This is a genomic window from Desulfovibrio porci (assembly GCF_009696265.1).
Classification (GTDB): Bacteria; Desulfobacterota; Desulfovibrionia; order Desulfovibrionales; family Desulfovibrionaceae; genus Desulfovibrio; species Desulfovibrio porci.
Genome location: NZ_VUMH01000007.1, coordinates 96,162 through 117,067, shown reverse-complemented (window position 1 = coordinate 117,067; position 20,906 = coordinate 96,162). Strand labels below are relative to the sequence as shown.

Sequence of the window (20,906 nt, the reverse complement as noted above, 5' to 3'; positions counted from 1 at the left end):
TTGGCCGGGCTTTTGTCTACCCCAGCAAGGAGGACTGCATGTCCAATCAAAATACCGCCCAAAATACCACCCCAAATACAGCAGAGGCCCTCTCCCGGGTTATTCAATGGCTCAGAGAGCGCCATGACCGGATCATGGCCGTGGAGGCCGAAGGCCTGCGGCTGCTGGAAGCCGGGGACACGCCCGGCCACAACGCCAAAATGCGCGAAAAAGCCGAAATGCTGGCTGCGCTCTGCACGGACGCCAAGCCTCTGCTGGCCCAACTGCCCGGCGAACTGCGCTTCAAGCTGACCTTGGCCCTGGAGCACTTTTCAGGCAACGCCCGCAATGCGCTGGGCTTCAATTCAGTCTTTTATATGTCCGCTCTGCTCTATCCCGACAATCATAAAAAGGGTGAACCCGACAACCTGACTCTCTGTATCGACCGCATAGAACAGCAGGGGGAAAACTTTTTATAGCCTCCACTCCGCCCCGGTTGCCGCGAGACTGGACAGGGGCGGCGGATTGATTGATACTCTTCTTCCCGGCGGCGAGGAGCCGACGGGCACTCTGGTCGCGCGTGACGTGCCGACGGAGGATTCCATACCAAGGAGTAAACTATGACGCGAGTACTGCGTTTTTCAGCTCAGCCGGTTTTCTGGCAGATGTTCGCCCTGTTGGCGCTGGCGGGTCTGCTGGCCCTGCCGACTCTGACGCGGGCGGCCGACGATCCGGCCAAGGCCGCCCCCAGGGACAAATTCGAAGAAATGGACACAAACAAGGACGGCAAGGTGGTTCTGGAGGAATTCCAGGCCGCATTCCCCAATATGAAAGAAAGCGCCTTTGTGGTCATTGACAAAAACGGCGACGGCGCCATCGAACGCGTGGAATGGGATGAATTCCTCAAGGGACACGCGGCGGGCATGAAGCCCGGCATGGGCGGCATGCCGCCCAAGATGGGCGCTCCCATGAACAATATGCCCGGCGATCCCATGATTCCGCCGCCGGGCAGTGCGGACATGCCTCTGGTTACGCCGCCCAATGGCCGCTGACAAACATAAGGCCCCGCCTTTTCCCGTCCCCTGGCGTCCTGCAACGGTGCCGGAGCGGGAAGAGGCGGGCGCGGCTTCATCGCGCCGGTCGGAAACGTCCGGCGCGCCGCTATCTTCAGCGGAAGAAAAACGCCCCGTGCGTTCGCGCGGGCGGCAACGCCCACGTCGTCAGGCCCCGGCGGCCGACTCCGCGGCGGCACGGCCCCGCATGCCCCGATTCCCCGATGTTTCCATGGCGATACGGGAAACGACGGCCCTGCCGGGAGCTCCAACTTCCCCAAGCGCTTCATCCTTTCCGGCCCAGCCGCGTTTTCTGCCCATGTCCCGTGAGGAAATGCTGGCTCTGGGCTGGGATACTCTGGACGTGCTGCTGATCACCGGCGACGCCTATGTGGACCATCCCTCGTTTGGCTGCGTGCTGTTGGCGCGCTGGCTGATTCACCACGGCTTCCGCACCGGTCTGGTGGCCCAGCCCCGCTGGGACAAACCCGACGATCTGCTGGTCATGGGCCGACCCCGCCTGTTCGCGGGCGTCAGCGCCGGAGCCCTGGATTCCCTGCTGGCCCATTACACGGCCTTTCGCAAAAAACGCCACGACGACGCTTATACGCCCGGCGGCAAGGCGGGCGCGCGGCCCAACCGGGCCTGCCTGGTCTACGCCAATCTGGCGCGCCAGGCATTTCCGGGCCTGCCGTTGGTGCTGGGCGGCATTGAAGCCTCCCTGCGGCGGGTCAGCCACTACGATTTCTGGACCGACGCCCTGCGCCGCCCCATTCTCATGGACGCCAAGGCCGACCTGCTGGTCTGGGGCATGGGCGAGCGCGGCATCTTGGAATGCGCCCGCCGTCTGGATCAGGGGATGGGCGCGGACGGCCTGACCGGCATTCCGGGCACGGCCTGGCTGGACAAGCTGGACGCTGAAGGCCGTCCGGCCCATTTGCCCGCCGCCCTGGCGGACGCGCCGCTTATCGCGCTGCCCGGGCATCAGCGGATGCTGGACGAGCCGGAGCAGTTGCTGCGGCTCACTCAGGCGCTGGAGCAACAGGTACACAGGGGCGACGCCTGGGCCTTTGAGCCCGTGGACGGCCGCGCCCTGGTTCTGGCCCCGCCCGCCGCGCCCCTGAACACCACAGAAATGGACGAACTCTACAGCCTGCCTTTCTGCCGCGAGGCCCACCCCGTCTACAAGGAACCCATCCCGGCGGCGGAAATGCTGCGTACCAGCATCACCAGCCACCGGGGTTGCGGCGGCGGCTGCTCGTTCTGTTCCCTGGCCCTGCACCAGGGGCGGCACATCAGTTCGCGCTCGTCGGAGTCCATTCTGAGCGAGGCCCGCGCTTTGGGACAAACGGCTACCGGCAGACGGAGTAAGGGCGGAGTGGCCATTTCCGATGTGGGCGGCCCCACGGCCAATATGTGGCAGGCCCACTGCGCTCTGGAAGAAGAACTTGAGGCGGAATCCGGCGGCGCAACGGGACGCAAAAGCCGCTGCCGCCGCTCCAGTTGCTGTTTCCCCTCGGTCTGTAAGGCGTTTGTGGCCCCGCAACGCAAACATGTGGAACTTCTGCGCGCCGTGGCGGCCCTGCCTGAGGTCAAGCAGGTGCGTGTGGCCAGCGGCGTGCGCGCGGATCTGGCCCTGCGCGATCCCGAGGCCCTGGCCGCCTATACCGGCGAATTTACGGGCGGGCAGCTCAAGGTGGCCCCGGAGCACTGCGCGCCCTCGGTGCTGGCCCTGATGCGCAAGCCGCCGCTGACGGTATTCGAGGCTTTTCTGGACAGTTTTGTCTGTCAGAGCCGGGCCGCCGGACGCGAACAGTACGTGGTGCCCTATCTGATGAGCGCCTTTCCTGGCTGCACGGACGAGGACATGTACACGCTGGCCCACTGGTTGCGTCAGCGCCACTGGAATCCGCGCCAGACGCAGTGTTTCATTCCCACGCCGGGCACCATTGCCACTGCCATGTACTATTGCGGCAAAAATGAAGCGGGCGAGGATATTGAGGTCGCACGCACCGACGCGGCCCGCCTGCGCCAGCACCATATTCTCATGCCGGTAGCCGACGCGGCGGAGGCACGGCGTAAGCCGCCGAACACGCACGGGCCTGAAAAGCAGCCTGTGCGCAGGAAGCGCTGAGTAATGAAGATTTTTGTTTTTTGCCAGGGATCGCGCAGTCACTTCTCTGGACACGATTCAAAAATTCCCTGCCGTCTTTATCCGCAGTTTTCTTCGTCGTAGCGGCTAAAGAAAGGTAAACTCAGGGGCGGAGGGAACATATCCAAGCCCGGCCGTCGCACGCACGGGGCGCGCCTGACGCGGACAAAGGACAAAAAGATCATTAATCAGTCTTTCCTTAAAAAAGACGGCCGATCAGATAGGCGCCCAGACCACGAGGATGCAGATCTGGGCGGTAAATTGCGCGGCGCTGCCCATGTCCTTGGCTTTTTTGGACAAAGGATGCGGTTCGGGCGAAATGCGGTCCACCACGTTTTCAATGGCGCTGTTCAGCAGTTCCACCAGCAGGGCGATGACCAGCACCAGGCCAGCAGCACGCGGTCGCTCCAGCTTTCACCCAGCCAGCAGGCCAGGGGCAGGCCCGCGAGACAGCCCCAGACGATCTGGCGGAAGGCCTGCTCGTCTTGCCAGGCCGCCGCAAAGCCGTCACGGGAATAACGGCAGGCATTCCAGAGCCTTTGCGGGCCGGAGCGGCCCTGAAAGCGTTACGAAGATTATCCGGTCTCTTGCTGACCATGCTTATCGCCTCCTGCATGCTTTTTTGCGCTTCCGGGGGAACCGCCGTCAGGCAGTGTGTCTGAAAAATCCCGGCGACGCCAGACACGGAGTATGACCATGCCCGATCTTGAACAACGCCTGACCCGGCTGGAAGAATTGAACTTCTTTCAGGAACAGCGCCTGAAAGAACTGGACGCCGCGCTGACGGCCCAACAGTCTCAACTGGACACGGTGGAGAAAGAGCTGGCTGACGCTCTGGCCGTGATCCGCCTGCTGCGCGAGAAGCTGTCCGAACAGCCGGACAACAGCCTGCCGCCACATTTCATGCCGGAACGCTATTAGAGCAATTTAACTTCAAAAAATTGCTCATGGAGTCGAATAAAACGAGACTCATCTCTGCTCTCTTCATCCGTAACTCGCTTCGCTCGAACGGCTGAAGGCATCGCGATGCCGGAGTAGCCGCAATTCAATTGCGGCTACTCCGGCGGAGGCGCGAAACTTACGGGTCAGAACATCGTGTCCCGGCCATGTATAATCTTAAAGTTAATTCACTCTTGGAGGTCAGATGGAAATCATTTCCGTCCGCGCGCAGCCGGACTACGCGGCTGCCGCCATCGCGTTTTTGCAACAGGCCTGGGGCAGCGGCAACAACGAGATCATGTATGAGGACTGCATCCGGCACTGTCTGGACAGCCCCAGTCCCCTGCCCCAGTGGTATCTGCTGCGGGACGGTGAGACGCTTACGGGTTGCGCCGGATTGATCCCCAATGATTTCATCAGCCGGATGGACCTCTGGCCCTGGATCTGCGCGCTGTATGTGGCGCGGGAGCACCGGGGGGCATGGGTACGGCCGCCGGCTGCTGGATTACGCCAGGGCTGACGCCAGGCGGCTCGGTTTCCGCAAGATCTATCTCAGCACGGAACATGTCGGTTATTACGAACGCTATGGCTTTGTTTATTTGGGGCAAGGCTGGCACCCTTGGGGAGAAAGCTCCCGCATCTACGCGGCCCCGCTCTGAGCCAGGCGCAACGCGCGTGTCCTTTCCGCAAAAAACGGCCCTTCCGCGTTGGCGGAAGGGCCGTTTTACTTACATATTGGACAGCCAGAGGCTAGAAACCGAAGCCGTCCGAATTGGAGCCGGAGGAGCCGAAGCCGAAATCATCCGGCACGGCATTTTCCTCAGCGGGCGCGGCCTCGGCGGCGTCAGCACCAGCAACGGCGGCTCCGGCGGCGCCGCCCACCACCATGCCCTTGAGGCCGTCCTTAATGGCGTCCTTGATGGTCTGCATCAGGTCGTCATGGCTCACGGCCACCTTGCCCTGGAATTCGGCCACCTGCTTGCGCAGACCGCCCATATCGGAATTCATGGTCTTGATCTTGGCTTCCAGTTCGTCGACCTTTTTCTGAAGCGCTTCGGCGCGGGCCTCGGCGGGTTCCAGTTCGCGCACGCGCTCTTCCAGCTTGACCACGGCGGCGGTCTGGGCAGCCAGACTGCTGTAGGTGTCCGCCAGATAATTCAGGCTCTGGGCGGCCAGCGCCTTGGTGCGGCCGTCCATGGGGGTCAGGGAGACGTTGTCGCCCAGCAGCCCCTTGGCGCGGGTGACAAAGCCTTCCCAGGACTGGTCCTCACTCCAGGTCATGTCCATGAATTTGGGGTACCAGCGGGCCAGCCAGGCAGCCGCGAACGGCCCCACGGCCTTGGCGCAGCAGTCGCAGGCGATGGAACGACCCACCACAAAACCGGCGACATCCTTGACGTCCACACCCTCTTTGCCCACCACCAGGGCCAGCACGGACTCCACGGGAAACACTTTGCGATCACTATCAGACATGGCGGCCTCCTCCTCGGAGATCGTTATTTTTTACTTCGATGCGTTGCTCTTTCTGATCCTGCCGGCAGGTGCGTTTTTTGTTCTCTGGCCAGAAAAACGAAGTCTGACGCCGCCAGAGGGCAAAAGGCGCGCCCGCCTAGTTGCTCCTGCCGTACATGCGAACGTACACCAGCGCAGCCGTGCGGTACACCAGGTGCCCCAACTTGGACCAGGGCAGATAGGCGAAGAGCATCCAGACAAAGACCAGGTGCAGGTAATAGACCATAAAGGCCGGTTTGATGGCGTCCGCCAGGCGGAAGCACTGGGAAAGCACGCCGGTCACGGCCACCAGCCAGATGATCCCCAGCAGGTACCAGTCATAGAAGCTGGAACCCTGATAGTCGGGATTCAGGCGCAGACGGCGCACCGTAAGGATGGCCAGGCCGCAGAGCAGCATGAGCGCGCCGATGTTGGCCAGAATCTTGACCGGGAAGGTCAGGGGCATGGGCGTCTCGATCTTGATCAGCGGAATGATCTTGCCGCCCCAGTGACCCAGGGCCACCACGGCGGTGACAAAGGCCAGAATGACGAAGCTCCAGACCAGGATGGCGTGCCCGTACTTGCGGTTGGGCGTGTCCTTGCCGGTGGCCGGGCCGTCCTCGCAATCGTTGAACTTGCGGTGGGTGATGATCTCATCCCAGAGCACGTCCCAGAGGTGCCAGACCCAGCACTTGGTTTTGCCGATGACCGTCATGCGGCCCTCGGGTTTGAACATGGCCCAGAGTTTCATTACCCCGCGCAGCAGGATGAAGCAGGCCCCGAAGAAGGTGAGCATGAAGATGGGGTCGATGGTGTAGTCGCCGTAGAAGATCTGGCCGAAGACGATGCGGCCGTCGGCGGCGCGCGGGAACCATTCGCCGTTGTTGTAGCCGGCGCGGATCCACCAGACAATCAGCCAGAGCACCGCCGGAATGGCGAAGAGGATGGGCAGGCCCGAGGCCTTGCTCATCCACTTGCCCACGATGGAAGGCGCGGTGAGGTCTTTATAGATCACGTTGCGGGCCGCGGCCATCATGTCCGCTGGCTTGGCGCCGCGCGGGCAGAGGTCCGAGCAGTTGCCGCAATTGTGGCAGAGCCAGAGGTCCACATCGGCGCGCAGCTTGTCCCTGAGGCCCCAGGAGGCCCAGACCATTTCCTTGCGCGGATAGGGCGCATTGGCCGGGGCAAGCGGGCAGGCCACGGAACAGGTGGCGCACTGGAAGCATTTCTTGAGGGATTCGCCCCCCGCTTCCGTGAGCTCCCGGGCAAACTCAAGATCCGGTTTAAGCGTACATTGTGCCATTGCTGCCATCCTCCTACATGCCCTTGAACGGGTTGGGGCCCATGGCCGTGATACGGGCCACAAAGCCGTCGATCAGGTCGGGCACCTTGTCATATTCGTCAATGGCCACTTCCAGCTGATCCACGCGCTCAGGCTGCACGCCCAGACGGTTGAGCGTCTCGGCGATATTTTCCTTGCGGCGGTTGCAGATTTCGGAGCCTTTCACAAAGTGGCACTGGTAATCATCGCCGTATTTGCAGCCCAGCAGCATCACGCCGTCAAAGCCCTTGCTCATGGCGTCGGACACCCAGATGGCGTTGACCGAACCCAGGCAGCGCACCGGGATGATGCGGCAGTACGGACTCCAGGCCTTGCGGCGCATGCCGGCCATGTCCAGAGCCGGGTAGGCGTCGTTTTCACAGGCCAGGATCAGGATGCGCGGGCCTTCCTTCTTGAAGTCCTTGGGGACCTGAACCTCGCGGATCATGGAGCCGATCTGGTCGATATTGTAGTTGGCGAAAGAGATCACGCGCTCGGGGCAGGCGCCGAAGCAGGTGCCGCAGCGGCGGCAGCGGGCCGGATTGGGCTTGGGCGTGCCTTTTTCGTCGTCGTCCAGAGCCCCGAAGGGGCATTCCTCGGTGCAGCGCTTGCACTGGGTGCAGCGCACGAAGTTGAACACCGGGTAGGAGCGGTCGCCGGAACGCGGATGCACGGCCACGCCATGCTCGGCCGCCTCAATGCACTGCACGGCCTTGAGCACCGCGCCCCTGGCGTCTTCCTCGCAGGCGTCCATGGTCAGGGGCTGACGCACGCAGCCCGCCGCGTAGACGCCGGTGCGCCGGGTTTCGTAGGGAAAGCAGATGTAGTTGGAGTCCGCGAAGCCGTCAAAGAGATCCAGATCCGGGAAGTCCGGGCCCTGGCGGTAGTCGAAGTTCACGGTCACGTCCTTGGCCGTGGTGGGCACCAGGCCCGTGGGCAGCACCACCAGATCCACGTCCAGATCGAAATCCATGCCCAGCAGGGTATTTTTGCAGGCCACCACCATGCGGTCGCCGTGATCGCGGATTTCGGTCACGTCGGCCTTGGTCATCATCACGCCCAGGCGGTCCTGCATCTTCTTGTAGAAGCGCTCCAGAATGCCGGGCACGGTCATGTCTTTATAGAGGATGAAGGCCTGGGTGGCGTCATCGGTCTTTTCGCAGATGGTGTTGGCCAGCCGCAACATGCCCACGCTGTTCACCGCGTTGGAGTACTGGAGATGCTTAATGCTTTCCAGGTCTTCCTTGACGAAGGGCTTGGCCTCGCCCTCTTCCCCTTCGGGGGCGGGCTTGGCGGCTTCAGCTTCGGCCGGAGCCTCGGCGGCTTCCTCAGCGGCCTTGCGCACGGCCTCCTCGGCCAGGGTGGTGTCCAGCACAAAGGCGATGCGCCGGGCGGTCACTTCGCCCGCCACCAGCATTTTGCCGAACTGGGCCGCATGCACCACCTTGGGGCTCACGCCCAGGCCCATGGGAGCCAGGTATTTTTCATCCAGCGGCACCCAGCCGGTGGCCAGAACCACCGCGCCCACCTGTACGGTCACCGGACCGCCGCTCGTGGCGATGACGGCCGTGAATTCGCCGGGCTGGCCTTCCAGTTTTTCCATGTGGGCGTTGCAGTGCACCGTGATTTTCGCGTCGCCCGTGACCTTTTCAATCTTGGCGGCCAGGTTGACGGGCTGTTTGTCGGTCCACAGCGGTCCCAGGGGCGAACCGGTGGGAATATTGTTGGCCGCGCCGCCCAGCTTGTCGGCTTTTTCCACCAGCACCACTTCGTAACCGGTGGCCGCCGCCTCGGCGGCAGCGGTCAGGCCCGTCCAGCCGCCGCCGATGACCAGAATGCGGGCCACGCCCGTGATGGCGGCGGAATCGGGCACTTCGCTCTTCTGCAGCTTGACCACGCCCATGTTCACATAGTCGCGGGCCATGAGGGTCAGCAGTTCCGGCGCTTCCTCGCCGTCCACCGGGCTGTTGCCCGGGTTCCTGAAGGCCAGCACGCACTGCTCGCGCAGGTTCACATGCTCCACCTGCACGGGGAAGCGGTAGAGATCACCGTCCACGCGCGGCGAAGCGCCGCAAAGCAGCACGCCGTCCAGACTCTGGGCCTCAATGTCGGCCTTGATTTCGTCCACCGCGCCCGCCAGCAGGGGAACGACCTTGACCACGGCGGTGAGGTCGCCCCACTTGTCGCGCGTTTGGGCGGCCAGAGCCTCCACGTCGAGGCCTCCGCCGATATTCTGCAGGTCAAAATAGACGCCAATTTTACCGGCCATGCCGCCTACCTCCCTTTCACCGTTTGTACCGCCTTCAGGGCGGCGGCTGTGCCGGACTGCGCCGAGCGCGTCACATCCAGAGGCATGCGCGCGCAACCTGCCGCGAAAATACCGGCCTCCTCGCCGCCCGCAATGAAGCCGTCTTCATCCAGCGGCACAGGCAACGGCGGATTTTCACCGGCCAGTGAAGGCTGCATGCCTGTGGCCAGCACCACGAGATCATAGTCCAGGGTCAGTTTTTCGCCGCGAACGGCGTCTTCCACCGTAACGCGCACCCTGTCGCCTTCGGCCTGGACCGCGTCGGCCACCTTGCCCTTGACGAAACGCACGTTGGGCAGGGCCTTGACCTTTTCCAGCACGTTCACGTAGCGGCCCGGGGCCCGCAGATCAATGTAATAGACGGTGACCAGGGTTTCCGGATTCTGCTCGGCGATGTACAGGCACTGCTTGAGTGTGGCCATACAGCAGATGTAGGAACAGTAATTCAGATGGTTCTGGTCACGCGAACCCGCACACTGCACAAAAGCCACGCTGTGAGGCGCGCGGCCGTCCGAAGGCCGGACAATGCGGCCGTTGGTGGGGCCGAAGGGCGAAGCCAGACGCTCCATCTGCATGTTGGAAACGCAGTTCTTCACCGAACCCGCGCCCAGATTGGTCAGGCGGGTCACGTCATAGGGCTTCCAGCCCGTGGCCAGCACAATAGCGCCCACGCTGAGCTCGATTTCGCGCTCTTTTTCCGTGAGGTCGAGAAATTTGTTGCCCGCCACCCGCGCCGCGTCGGACTTGGACAAGGTGGCCGGATCCAGCACATAGCGGCCGGGGAAGGCAAAGGGCATGGCCTTGTACAGGCCTTTGCGACCGCAAAGTCCCAGGTCGAATTCGCTGGGGCTTTCACCTTCCAGCGCGGAAGCCAGCAGGCTGAAGTCCACGTTGTGGGGCGCGGTGCGGCGCGGGCTCAGGCGGACCCGCACGTTGTAGTCGCCCTTGCTGCCCGTGAGCCCGACGACTTCGGCCAAGGTAAGGCATTTGATACGCGGATTTTTCCTGATGCGCTGGAACTGGATTTCCAAGCCGCAGGAGGGGGGACAGAGTTTGGGGAAATATTTGTTGAGCTGAGCCACGCGGCCGCCGAGCCAGGGCGACTTTTCGACGATATAGACGTCGTGGCCCAGTTCCGCCGCTTCAATGGCGGCTGTGAGGCCTGAAAAGCCGCCGCCCACGACGAGAATGGCATTGGACATCCTGGATATCCTCCTGCGTTGTTAGCGGCTGAAGAAGGAAAACCGGCCTCCCGCCGCGGGAAAAAAGAGGGCGGACCGCAAAAGGCCAACCCTGACAGATGCCGGCTCCGAAAAAGCAAGCCGCGCCACGGAACCCGCGCGAACCGCTTTCCATAACGGCCCCGCGCGCCGGATCACCGGCAAGGGGCGGGGGCGGCCCGAGGGCCGCCCCCTGATGGTCAATACCGCCGACTAGTCGGGGATGATCTGATGGTAGGGCTTCTTGAAGATCTTGGTCTCGCCGGTGGCGGGATCGTACTTGGAGTTCACGAAGCACTTCCACTTGCTGTCGTCCAGACCCATGAAGTCGGCACGATAGTAGAAGCCGGGGTAACGGGATTCCTCACGGAAGGCGATGTGCTGCATGTGCAGACGCACGGTCCAGAGGCGATGGTAGTTTTCCCAGCAGCGCAGCAGTTCGTGCAGGTCGCGGGCGGCCAGCTTCTGGGAGTCTTCTTCCATCATGCTCAGCAGATGGAAGCCCGTGTCGAGCAGCGCCTGGGAGGTGGTGTAGTAGGTGCCCACGCCGCCGCCGTATTCATCAGTGCACTTGATGAGGCGCATCATGAAGTTCTTGGGCGAGATGTAGTTCGGGTTCACCACGGGATCGGTGGAAGCGTCTTTGCCTTCCACGTAGTTGTAGTACGGGCGATAGATCAGCTTCCTCAGTTCGTCGGCCGATTCCTTGAAGTCGGGAGTGTAGTCCTTGTGGTCCAGGCACCAGCGCACCATCTGCTTGCCGGCGATGCGGCCTTCGGCATGCGAACCGGAGGAGAACTTGTGGCCGGAAGCGCCCACGCCGTCGGCGCAGGTGAACAGGCCTTCCACGGTGGTCATGCGGTTGTAGACCTTACCGTTGGAAGCTTTGACCTTGTAGTCCTCGGGCACCCAGGCTTCGTCCGGGCCGGACACCCAGATGCCGCAGCAGCCCGAGTGCGAGCCGAGCAGGTAAGGCTCGGTGGGCATGATTTCGGAGCCGCGTTCTTCAGGAGCGGTGTTGGTGCAGGCCCACAGGTTGGCCTGGCCCACGCACATGTCGAGGAAGTCTTCCCAGGCTTCGGACTCAAGGTCTTTCTGCTCTTCTTCGTTCAGGCTGGCGAAGGTGTTCAGCAGGGCGGTCTTGGTGTCCATGTAGATGGGGCCGCGGCCTTCGCGCATTTCACGCAGCATCATGTGGTTACGCAGGCAGGTGGGGATGACGTTGCCCTTGGCGTAGCCGCGGTCCTCGTAGGGCTTCAGCATGGCCTTGTTGGTGGCGCAGTAGTCTTCACCCTTGGAGTTGGTGGCCTTGGCCTTGAACAGCAGGAACCACGCGCCCACCGGGCCGTAACCGTCCTTGAAGCGGGCGGGCACGAAGCGGTTTTCCATCATGGTCATTTCGGCGCCGACCTGAGCGCACATGGTGTAGGTGGAACCGGCGTTCCACACGGGATACCAGGCGCGGCCCATGCCTTCACCGGTGGAGCGGGGGCGGTACACGTTCACCGCGCCGCCGGCGGCCACCATGATGGCGTTGGCTTTAAAGATGTGCACTTCGTTGGCGCGCAGGTTGAAGCCCACGGCGCCCGCGATGCGGTTGGGGGTATTTTTGTCGAGCAGCAGCTTCACGATGAAGATGCGTTCCATGATCCGGTCTTCGCCCAGGGCGTTCTTGGCCGCTTCGGCCACGATGCACTTGTAGGACTCGCCGTTGATCATGATCTGCCAGCGGCCGGAACGCACGGGCTTGTCGCCCTTGCGCAGGGACTTGCCGGCGGCCTTGGCGGCGGCGCCGTTCAGATTGTGGCCGTCGTCGGCTTTGATCCAGCAGGGCAGGCCCCAGTCTTCGAACAGATGCACGGAGTCGTCCACGTGACGGCCCACGTCGAAGATCAGGTCTTCGCGCACCAGGCCCATGAGGTCGGTGCGGACCATGCGCACGTAATCGTCGGCGCTGTTCTCGCCCAGATAGGTGTTGATGGCGGAGAGGCCCTGCGCGACGGCGCCGGAGCGTTCCAGCGCGGCTTTGTCGCAGAGCATGATTTTGAGGCCGTGTTTGTCGCCCCAGCGCACGGCTTCATAAGCGACGCCGCAAGCGCCCATGCCGCCGCCCACGATGAGCAGGTCAACCGCATGTTCTTTCACTTCGGGTTCGCTGATGGCTACGCCCTTGTTCGCTTCCTTAACGGGAATCATCGGCATAATCGTTTCTCCTTATCGCACTAGCGGTTGAAGCGGCTTAACGACCGTGTTCCATGCAGGTGAAGACCTTGTCGGCTTCGGACACGTCGAACTTCTTGCCCAGGACTTCCTTCGGAGTGGCCAGAGCCTGTTCGGTGAACAGCAGTTCATCTTCCAGGTTGGCGCCTTCGGGATGGCCTTCGAAGGGCTTGATGGAGCCTTCAGGCGTGGTGCGAATGGGGAACTTGAAGCGTTTCACGCTGCCGTTGCGGAACTTGACCGTCCACATGATGGAGTCGGCCGAACGCATGGGGATACAGGTGCCGCCCATGGGCGCGAAGTCCGCGTAGGGACGGGCCGTAATGGCGCCCTGCGGGCAGATTTTCACGCAGGAATAGCATTCCCAGCAAGCGTCGGGTTCCTGGTTGTAGGCCTTCATTTCCTCGGGATCGAGGATCATCAGGTCGTTGGGGCAAATGTACATGCAGGCCGTCTTTTCGCCACCCTTGCAGCCGTCGCATTTGGACGGATCGACAAACGTCGGCATACGTATCCTCCAACTCTTAAAGTGTTAAAAACATTCCGCCAAGCCCTCGGCGAGGCGTGCGCGCCCCTTGCCGGCACGCCAGATTAGTCGCGCGCCTCGAAAAATAGTGGGGGCGCATGGCTTGCGCATTTAGTAACAAGCGAGTGCGGTTTGCGTCAAGCCCCTTTTGCAAAATTTCGCGGGTTCTTTACAAGCCCGTCTCCCGGAAAGCTTGGATTTCCAATGCCTGGAGCATATTCGGAAAAAGAGGCCGCGTAAAGCCCCCCGTCATTTTTTTCCCGGTTCGGCGGCAAAAACACGCGCGTGAACGCCGCCGGGCGGCCCCCCGCCGCTTGCCAGCGGGCGCGTTTCGGGCTAACAGGCTTGCGCAGACAAAAACCCGCCGCACGCATTTCCCGCAGAGGACAGAGCATGACCGAGCAATCCCACGACACCCGCCCCCGCCGCCCTTTGCGGGAGGTGGTCAGCGACATTGACCGCGATATCCTGCGCCTGTTGCTGCGCCGCCATAATCTTTTGGCGCGCATGCACAACAGCAAGGGCTTCCTGGAACCGGCCGAGGAAAAGGCCCTGCGCGAATCCTGGGAGGCCGCCGTCTCCCGCGTGAGCCGCGACGCCCGCCTCTCGGGCCGCTTTTTTTCATTGATGCAGGAAGTGGAATTTCTGCCCCGTCCCAGCGCCCAGCGCGAGGAAGGCGAAGGCGGCGAGGACGGGCAGGCCGCCGGAGCGGAACGCCGCCCGGCCTTCAACCTGGCCCCGGCCCTCAGGCCCGTGCGCCTGGCCATGTCCGCGCCCCTGGCCTGTCGGGCCACGCGCGCCTGGCTCATGCTGGCCGCGGCTTCGGGCCAGGCGTTGCGCATTGAGCCCTGCCTGATGAACGACCCCATCGTGGACTGCGTGAAGGCGCTCAACCAGCTCGGCGCGGGTCTTAACCGCGAAGAGGACGGCGTCACCGCCCGCGAGACGGCGCCCGTAGGCGCGCCGGACAAGGTGCTGCACGTGGGCGACAGCGCCTGGAATTTCTTCCTGCTTCTGGGCCATTATCTGGGCCGCCCCTCACGGGCCAAGTTCACCGGCGAAACAAGCCTCAAACTGGCGGATTTCTCCGCCGTCCGGCGTTTTCTGCCCAATCTGGGCGCGCGGCTCGTGCATGTGGTGCCCAAAAGCGACGGCCTGCCCGCGCGTCTGGAATGCTCCGGGATTCTGCCGGACGCGGCGGCCCTGCCCGCCGACGTGCCGGCGGAACTGGCCGAAGGCATTCTGCTGGCCGCACCCTTTTATGAACGCGCCCTGACGCTGGATCTGGCCGCCCACCCGCAACAGCAGCTGATTTTGGCCCGTGTGCTGCCCATTCTGCGCGCCGCGGACGCGGATATCAGCGTGACGGAGGGCCGCGTGCGGGTCGCGCCCGGTCCCCTCCGCCTGCCCGCTCGGCCCCGGCTGCCTCTGGAGCCGGAACTGGCCGTCTTTCTGCTGGCCCTGCCCCTGGTTCTTTCCGGCGAGACCCGTCTGGACGGCGGCTGGCCGCAATGGCCGGGAGCCCAGGCCGCCTGGGAACTGCTCCAGGCGCTGGGCCTGGATCTGCGCCGCGAACAGCCCGGCGAGGGCAGGCCGGAAGGCACGGTATGCGCCCATGCCGCCGCGCCTCTGAAACGCGCTTCGCTGGCTGCCCTGCCCGCCGGGCTTCTGGCCGGACTGCCCACAGATTGGGCTCCTCTGCCTGTGGCTCTGGCCGCCTGCGCGGCCTTGCGCGGCGGTGAGGCAAGCCTGCCCGAACTGCCGGGCGCAGACATGAGCGAAGTGACCAGTTTTCTTCACACTGTGGGTCTGGAGCGGACTGCTGAAGGCCGCTTGTGCAAAACAGAACAAGCGACCCTCCAGCAAAATGCCGCGCAGGCCTGGAACGCCCCCTCCCCGGTCTGGGCTCTGGCCCTGGCCCTGGCCGCCTGCGCGCGCGACACGCGCAACCAGGGTTTCCGCCTGGGCAACCCCGGCATTATGACCGGCCTGTTCCCGGCCTTCTGGACCCTGTACAACGCCCTGCCCGAACCGGCGGCCAAAAAACCGGCCGGGAACGAAAAGACAACGGCGGCTCCCGCGCGGCGGCGGATCATCACCACTGCCGTGGCCGTGCCGCCGGAACTCAAGGAAGAAGAATAATTAGAACAGGTTTATCTTAACCTTGCTCCGGCGGCTGTGAGAGCAGACGCCCGCCACAAAGGCGTAAGCGCAGGTTATTTGCGCTGGTACGCGCCAAAGTGGGCGTCTTCAAATTTGAATATAACATTAATCTGCTCTACGTTGCCGGGCGGTCTGACCATGGCCGGCAATCCCGTAATATTCCGCGAACCGGCCTGGAAAGTTACGCAAAGCAAAAGCCCCGCACGGTTATGGACCGGGCGGGGCTCCTTGTTGCGAAAGGCATGGACGCGGCGTTTATTCCTGAGTAAAACGATAGAGCCGCACGGCCAGGGGCTGGATATTGTCCTTGCTCATGGCCGAAACGACAAAGGCGTAGTCCCGGCTCTCGCCCGCCGGGGGGCAGGGGCCGCGGTAATGGCGGGTCAGGCCGCCCTCGGGGATGACGCCCGAACCGTCGTTGGCCCAGGTGCCGCCGCCGAAGAAACGCTCCTCGTCGCCGTACTCCACCAGGCGCACGTCAAAAGACTCCGTGCCGGCGGGCATGTCGGTGACGAGAATTTCAGGAGAGATGCGCGAACAGCGATGCACGTCGCGCAGGGTGACGGCAATGGACATGCCCTGCTCTTCCTCGACCTCTTTGGCGGCGCAGGCGGGCAGCAGCAGGGCGGCGAAAAGCGCGGGCATAAAAAGCCGCGCCGTTTTTGCGAAGACATTCAGACGCATTCAGAGCCTCCAGTGGAGATTGCATTCTCTAGCTCGACAAAGCTATAACCAATAGTCATGGCGAAGACAACAACCATCAGGAGTCGTTTATGTCAATTCTTGCCGACAGCGTAACCGGATACCTGGGCAACGCTTCATGGATCCGCCGCATGTTCGAGGCGGGCGGCCAGCTCAAGGCGCGCTTCGGCGCGGAGAACGTCTATGACTTCAGCCTGGGCAATCCCGACCTGCCCGCGCCGCCCGCCGTGGCCGAAGGGCTGCGCGATTTCGCCGAACACGCGGGCGAACCCTTCGCCTTCGGCTACATGCCCAACGGCGGCTTTCCCTGGCTGCGCGAAAAACTGGCCGCACACCTCAGCACCGAACAGGGCGTCAAGCTCACGGCCGACGACGTGCTGCTGAGCTGCGGCGCGGCGGGCGGGCTGAACGCTTTTTTGCGCGCCGTGCTCAATCCCGGCGAGGAAATGATCAGTTTCGCCCCCTACTTTGTGGAATACGGCTTCTACGTCGCCAACCACGGCGGCACGTTCAAGGCCGTCATGAGCCGGAAGGACACCTTTGCCCCGGATCTCAAGGCGCTGGAGGAGGCCATCAGCAAAAAGACGCGTGTGGTGCTGATCAACTCCCCGCACAATCCCACGGGCGTGATCTACAGCCGCAAGGAACTCATCGCGCTTGCCGACCTTCTGGAAAACAAAAGCCAGGAATACGGGCGGCCCATCTGGCTGGTGGCTGACGAGCCTTACCGCTTCCTGGCGTACGACGGCGCGGAAGTGCCCTCGGTGCTGCCCCTCTATCCCTATGCCGTGGCCATCAGCTCCTTTTCCAAAAACCTCTCCCTGCCCGGCGAGCGGGTGGGCTATGTGGCCCTCTCGCCCCGGCTGCCGGAAAAAGCCGAGCTCATGGCCGGTCTGACCCTGACCAACCGCATTCTGGGTTTTGTCAATCCGCCGGTCATCGGCCAGCACATCATGGCCAAAGCCCTGGGCAGCCAGGTGGACCTCTCCGTGTACGCGGCCCGGCGCAAGGCCATGGCCGAAGTGCTGCGCGAGGCGGGCTATGATTTCCAGATGCCCGCGGGCGCGTTCTACTTCTTCCCCAAGGCCCCGGGCGGCGATGACGTGGCCTTTGTGAACCAGCTGCTGGAGGAACGCGTGCTGGCCGTGCCCGGCTCGGGCTTCGGCTGCCCCGGCTATTTCCGCCTGGCGTTCTGCGTGGACGAAAGCGTGATCCGCAACGCCGCCGACGGCTTTGCCAAAGCCCGCGCGGCCGTCAAATAAGGAAGCGGGCATGATTCGGCATCCTTTCCCGTCTCTCGTCGCCGCCGTTGCGCGCCGCATCCCGGCGGCCCGGCGTCCGTTGGTCCGCGCCGTGTTCTGCGCCGTGTTCTGCGCCCTGCTTTATGCCTGGCCGTGCGCGGCCCAGGCCAAGGACATCAGCGCGCGGGAAGCGGCGGCTCTGCTCCAGTCCCCGCCCGCGGGACTGTTGATTCTGGACGTGCGCACGCCCGGCGAATTCCGGCAGGGACACCTGCCCGGCGCGCGCAATATGGACTTCTTCGGCGGCCGTTTCGATCTGGACGCGGCGGCCCTGCCCAAGGATCATCCTGTGCTGCTCTACTGCCGCACGGGGCAGCGCTCCGCCGGAGCCGCCGAGGCGCTGGAACAGGTCGGGGTCAAAAACATCCTGCACATGAACCAGGGTATTGAGGCCTGGGAAAAAGCCGGTCTGCCCCTGGAAAAATAGACAGCGCGCAAACGCCAGGGGCTGTCTCTAAGATGAATTTTGTTTCCTGGCAAGAAAAAAGCCGTTCGCGGGCCGGGGATAGCACTCTTCCGGTACAGACCCGGGCCGCGAACGGCTTCTGACACAGTCCAGGGGGCAAAAGACGCTTTTGAGAGGCCGCCCCTGTGTCGTTGGCACGGATACTGCTTCATAGGGGGCGGGGAGGAAGATTTTTCCTCTTCGCCCGTTTTTTACGGGCAAGGTAACTTTAAGAGTGCCAATTCTTAAAGTTAACCCGTTCCAGGAGGCAGCAGCGTGAACTCGGCACTGTACATCGGCGCCACCGGCATGAAGGGCCTGAGCCAGGGCATGCAGGTGACCAGCAACAATCTGGCCAATGTCAGCACCATCGGCTATAAGCAGCAGGGCATCCTGTTCTCCGACCTGATCTCCACGAGCCAGGCCGGTATGGGCGAATGGTGGAACAACCAGGAGAACTCACGCGTGGCCCTGGGCCAGACCGGCAAGGGCGTACAGGTGGACTCGGTGCGCACCATTTTCAAGCAGGGGCCCATGGAGTCCAGCAATACGGTCACGGACATGGCCATCAACGGCAAGGGCTTTTTCCAGGTGACTGACGGCGTGAGCCTCTACTACACCCGGGCGGGCGACTTCCGTCCGGACAATGAGGGCGTCTGGCGCACCCCCACTGGCCTAGCCCTCAACGGCTACAAGTATAATGAGGACGGCAGCCTGGGCGACCTGCAGGAAGTCAAGATCGACAAATTCGGCACCATGCCGGGCAAGGGAACGGCACGGGTGGACCTGACCATGAATCTGAACTCGGGCCAGGACAATGCCGTAAACGCGGACAACCCCTATTTCGGCCTGCTGGGCCTCTACAATGCCACGGCCGCCAAGCCGCTTTCCAGCGGTTCATACAGTTACGCCCAGGGCATGACCCTCTATGACGCCGAAGGCAACGCGCGTACGGTCACGGCCTATTTCGACGGCGCGCCCGACAGCACGTCAGGTTCCATGATCGAATTTCTCATCGCCGCCGGGGCTTCCGCCGCGGGCAAGACCGATGCGGACGGCAACGTCATCCCGCCTTCGCCGGGCGACGGCCTGTTGATGAGCGGCGTGCTGCAATTCGACGCTTCGGGCCGCCTGACGGGCATGTCCGCTTTCACGCCCACAGTGGAAGGCAGCAAAAATCTGGCCGACTGGCAACCCGCCGAACTGAAGGACGGCCTGCCCCAGCTTACCCTGGACGGCGCGACCATGGCCGTGAACTTCGGCGTCAGCGCCGCCGGAGGCTGGCAGAACGCTCCGGCTTCGGCGGCGGATGTGGGCACGGACCAGAGCAAGCTGCCCTCCATGGGGGCGGACGCCGTGCGCGCTAAAGACGCCACCACGGCCTACAACAGTTCCTCGCCCACCGGCGCCTACAAGCAGGACGGCTATGCCGAAGGCGTTCTGAGCGCCATCAGCATCGGAACCGACGGCACGGTGGTGGGCCGCTATTCCAACAGCCAGGATCAGAACCTCTGGCAGATTCCGATCTGCCGCTTCACCAGTGAGGACGGCCTGCGCCGCGAGGGCGGCAATCTTTTTTCCGCCACGGACGACGCCGGCCAGATGGACATGGGCGTGGCCGGCACTGAAAACTACGGCGCCGTGAACGCCTATAATATTGAAGAATCCAACGTGGATATGGCCACGGAAATGGTCAACATGATCATCACCCAGCGCGGTTTCCAGTCCAACAGCAAGGTGGTGACCACGGCGGACCAGATGCTCCAGAAGGCCATGGAGCTGAAGCGCTAGGCTCAGCCCTTATTACATCGCCGTCCGCGCGAACTTTCACGCCGTGCCGGGAATTCCGGACGCCGGCTGCGCCGTTTCTCCGGCGGCCGCGAGAGGGTCCGGCCCGTAAAGGTTGGCCCCCCGCACGCCCCGTTGCAAGGTCATCCGGAGCAGGACCAAAGTATACACGCAGTTCACCAGCAGCAAAAAAAGCGGGATGCCGGGATCACCGCGCATCAGGCTATGTTCCGCCGCAAAGCCGGAAAAGAACTGCACGAGCGCATAGCCCGCCACCCAGCCGCCGCTGTGACCGGCATCATGCAGACGGCGCACCAGGACTGCCAGGCCCGGCAGCAACAGGGGCAGCAGCGCGATGCCCGCCAGCAGAAAAGGCTGGTCGGCGGCAAAACGCAAAAAGACCATGAACGGGGAGGAAAAGAGGTCCGGGTTTTTGCTTGCCAGCAGGCGGAAAACGCGCGGCGGCGTGTACAGTGAAAAGCACAGAGAGACGAAAATAAGCTGGCCCAGGGCGAAATACCAGTATTCGGCGCGACAGGCGCGACCGCGAAAGCCGACGTAGTTGCGCAGCACGCAGCTTTTGAGCGCCGTGGGAAAGTCCATGCCCGCGCGGGGCGCGGGCGCGCCCGCGGAATCCGGCGCGCCCGGCGCCGGTCCGTAACGGTTGGCGGCGTTTGTGCCCTTGCGCATCAGGCAGACTCCCAGGCCGATTACGGCCGGCAGGCTCACGGCCAGCCGTGCCAACTCAGGATGAAAATTGAACCGGTGCGGATCGACGCCATAGAGCCCCCAGAGGGCGTCCAGAGGAGTTTGAAAAAAGATCTGCGCCTGTTTTGCGGCGTTTTGCACCACGATCAGCAGCAAACGCGGAAGCTCGAGATTCAGCAGAAAACCCGCGCGCAACGGGATTCCCGTCCAGAACATCCAGACCAGCCAGAACGCCGCCCCGCCGACGGCCGAAGAGATGAGCATCCCCCAAAACCAGGCTCCGCTGCGGCCCGTATCATGCAGACGGCGGATCTGCGCGCCCCAGGCGGGCAGCAGTAAAAGAAGGAATACCGGGGCATGCGCCAGACGGAGAGCAAATGCGCACCCCCACGAATCCCTGCCGAGAAACAAAGCCAGCCGGAAAGCTCCCTCGACCAGCACGCAGAAGAGCAGAAACCACCAGAATTCGGAACGGCCGGCCCGGCTCTGGAAATCGGCGTATTTTGTGGTCAGGCAGACTTTGACGGCGGTAAAGAACCCCATACTCACCTCCGGCTAACTATGTCCCAGCGGCGCGCGGGCGCGGGCGAC

At 63.2% G+C, this 20,906-nt stretch carries 18 protein-coding genes and 1 pseudogene; 10 read left to right on the top strand and 9 right to left on the bottom strand.

From position 1 onward, the window contains the following. The first annotated feature begins 38 nt into the window (after positions 1 to 38). From FYJ44_RS08385 to FYJ44_RS08375, 3 genes are all read left to right on the top strand, one after another. Positions 39 to 458: a hypothetical protein gene (locus FYJ44_RS08385; RefSeq protein ID WP_154511088.1), complete on the top strand. Its 420-nt coding sequence runs from the start codon at positions 39 to 41 to the stop codon at positions 456 to 458. A gap of 141 nt (positions 459 to 599) precedes the next feature. Beyond that, positions 600 to 1,031: an EF-hand domain-containing protein gene (locus FYJ44_RS08380; protein ID WP_154511086.1), complete on the top strand. Its 432-nt coding sequence runs from the start codon at positions 600 to 602 to the stop codon at positions 1,029 to 1,031. A gap of 319 nt (positions 1,032 to 1,350) precedes the next feature. Further along, positions 1,351 to 3,165, top strand: a complete 1,815-nt coding sequence (locus FYJ44_RS08375) for a YgiQ family radical SAM protein (RefSeq protein ID WP_154511169.1) — start codon at positions 1,351 to 1,353, stop codon at positions 3,163 to 3,165. A gap of 234 nt (positions 3,166 to 3,399) precedes the next feature. Here FYJ44_RS08375 and FYJ44_RS08370 read toward each other — a convergent pair. Continuing rightward, positions 3,400 to 3,647: pseudogene (locus FYJ44_RS08370) on the bottom strand (diacylglycerol kinase). Between the two features lie 232 nt (positions 3,648 to 3,879). On the opposite strand from FYJ44_RS08370, the gene FYJ44_RS08365 reads away from it, so the two are divergent. The 3 genes from FYJ44_RS08365 to FYJ44_RS15035 all read left to right on the top strand — a co-directional run bounded on the left by FYJ44_RS08365 (position 3,880) and on the right by FYJ44_RS15035 (position 4,781). Next, positions 3,880 to 4,104 carry a SlyX family protein gene (locus tag FYJ44_RS08365; RefSeq protein WP_195840979.1) on the top strand — a complete coding sequence of 75 codons (225 nt, stop codon included), beginning with the start codon at positions 3,880 to 3,882 and terminating at the stop codon, positions 4,102 to 4,104. A gap of 223 nt (positions 4,105 to 4,327) precedes the next feature. Continuing rightward, the gene (locus FYJ44_RS08360) at positions 4,328 to 4,642 is read left to right on the top strand and encodes a GNAT family N-acetyltransferase (protein WP_229772611.1); all 315 of its coding nucleotides are present in this window, start codon (positions 4,328 to 4,330) and stop codon (positions 4,640 to 4,642) included. Then, positions 4,530 to 4,781 carry a GNAT family N-acetyltransferase gene (locus tag FYJ44_RS15035; protein ID WP_407643777.1) on the top strand — a complete coding sequence of 84 codons (252 nt, stop codon included), beginning with the start codon at positions 4,530 to 4,532 and terminating at the stop codon, positions 4,779 to 4,781. The genes FYJ44_RS08360 and FYJ44_RS15035 overlap by 113 nt, the downstream gene beginning before the upstream one ends. Positions 4,782 to 4,872: 91 nt before the next feature. Here FYJ44_RS15035 and FYJ44_RS08355 read toward each other — a convergent pair whose 3' ends face one another. The 6 genes from FYJ44_RS08355 to aprB form a co-directional block, all read right to left on the bottom strand. Beyond that, positions 4,873 to 5,595 (bottom strand): coiled-coil domain-containing protein, encoded by a 723-nt coding sequence (locus FYJ44_RS08355; protein WP_154511082.1) that lies wholly within the window; start codon positions 5,593 to 5,595, stop codon positions 4,873 to 4,875. A gap of 136 nt (positions 5,596 to 5,731) precedes the next feature. After that, positions 5,732 to 6,916 carry a quinone-interacting membrane-bound oxidoreductase complex subunit QmoC gene (qmoC, locus tag FYJ44_RS08350; RefSeq protein WP_154511081.1) on the bottom strand — a complete coding sequence of 395 codons (1,185 nt, stop codon included), beginning with the start codon at positions 6,914 to 6,916 and terminating at the stop codon, positions 5,732 to 5,734. 13 nt (positions 6,917 to 6,929) lie between these two features. Continuing rightward, positions 6,930 to 9,203 (bottom strand): FAD-dependent oxidoreductase, encoded by a 2,274-nt coding sequence (locus tag FYJ44_RS08345; RefSeq protein WP_154511080.1) that lies wholly within the window; start codon positions 9,201 to 9,203, stop codon positions 6,930 to 6,932. A 5-nt stretch (positions 9,204 to 9,208) separates the two neighbouring features. Beyond that, a complete protein-coding gene (locus tag FYJ44_RS08340) occupies positions 9,209 to 10,444 on the bottom strand; it encodes a CoB--CoM heterodisulfide reductase iron-sulfur subunit A family protein (protein ID WP_154511079.1) in 1,236 nt (411 codons plus the stop codon). Between the two features lie 231 nt (positions 10,445 to 10,675). Next, positions 10,676 to 12,664, bottom strand: a complete 1,989-nt coding sequence (gene aprA / locus FYJ44_RS08335) for an adenylyl-sulfate reductase subunit alpha (protein WP_154511078.1) — start codon at positions 12,662 to 12,664, stop codon at positions 10,676 to 10,678. 37 nt (positions 12,665 to 12,701) lie between these two features. Next, the gene (aprB, locus tag FYJ44_RS08330) at positions 12,702 to 13,190 is read right to left on the bottom strand and encodes an adenylyl-sulfate reductase subunit beta (RefSeq protein ID WP_154511077.1); all 489 of its coding nucleotides are present in this window, start codon (positions 13,188 to 13,190) and stop codon (positions 12,702 to 12,704) included. Between the two features lie 411 nt (positions 13,191 to 13,601). Here aprB and FYJ44_RS08325 point away from each other — a divergent pair, with 411 nt between their 5' ends. Further along, positions 13,602 to 15,350 (top strand): carboxyvinyltransferase, encoded by a 1,749-nt coding sequence (locus FYJ44_RS08325; protein WP_154511076.1) that lies wholly within the window; start codon positions 13,602 to 13,604, stop codon positions 15,348 to 15,350. A gap of 276 nt (positions 15,351 to 15,626) precedes the next feature. On the opposite strand, the gene FYJ44_RS08320 is transcribed toward FYJ44_RS08325, so the two are convergent. After that, positions 15,627 to 16,055, bottom strand: a complete 429-nt coding sequence (locus FYJ44_RS08320) for a YbhB/YbcL family Raf kinase inhibitor-like protein (RefSeq protein ID WP_154511075.1) — start codon at positions 16,053 to 16,055, stop codon at positions 15,627 to 15,629. A gap of 89 nt (positions 16,056 to 16,144) precedes the next feature. Between FYJ44_RS08320 and FYJ44_RS08315 the strand changes: the two genes are divergently transcribed. From FYJ44_RS08315 to FYJ44_RS08305, 3 genes are all read left to right on the top strand, one after another. Then, positions 16,145 to 17,335 carry a pyridoxal phosphate-dependent aminotransferase gene (locus FYJ44_RS08315; protein ID WP_154511074.1) on the top strand — a complete coding sequence of 397 codons (1,191 nt, stop codon included), beginning with the start codon at positions 16,145 to 16,147 and terminating at the stop codon, positions 17,333 to 17,335. 10 nt (positions 17,336 to 17,345) lie between these two features. After that, on the top strand, positions 17,346 to 17,801 hold the full coding sequence (locus tag FYJ44_RS08310) for a rhodanese-like domain-containing protein (RefSeq protein ID WP_154511073.1): 456 nt from the start codon (positions 17,346 to 17,348) through the stop codon (positions 17,799 to 17,801). Between the two features lie 294 nt (positions 17,802 to 18,095). After that, complete coding sequence (locus FYJ44_RS08305; protein WP_288230461.1) at positions 18,096 to 19,610, top strand: flagellar hook protein FlgE; 1,515 nt, start codon at positions 18,096 to 18,098, stop codon at positions 19,608 to 19,610. A 36-nt stretch (positions 19,611 to 19,646) separates the two neighbouring features. On the opposite strand, the gene FYJ44_RS08300 is transcribed toward FYJ44_RS08305, so the two are convergent. Further along, on the bottom strand, positions 19,647 to 20,858 hold the full coding sequence (locus FYJ44_RS08300) for a DUF805 domain-containing protein (protein ID WP_154511072.1): 1,212 nt from the start codon (positions 20,856 to 20,858) through the stop codon (positions 19,647 to 19,649). Positions 20,859 to 20,906 lie beyond the last annotated feature (48 nt).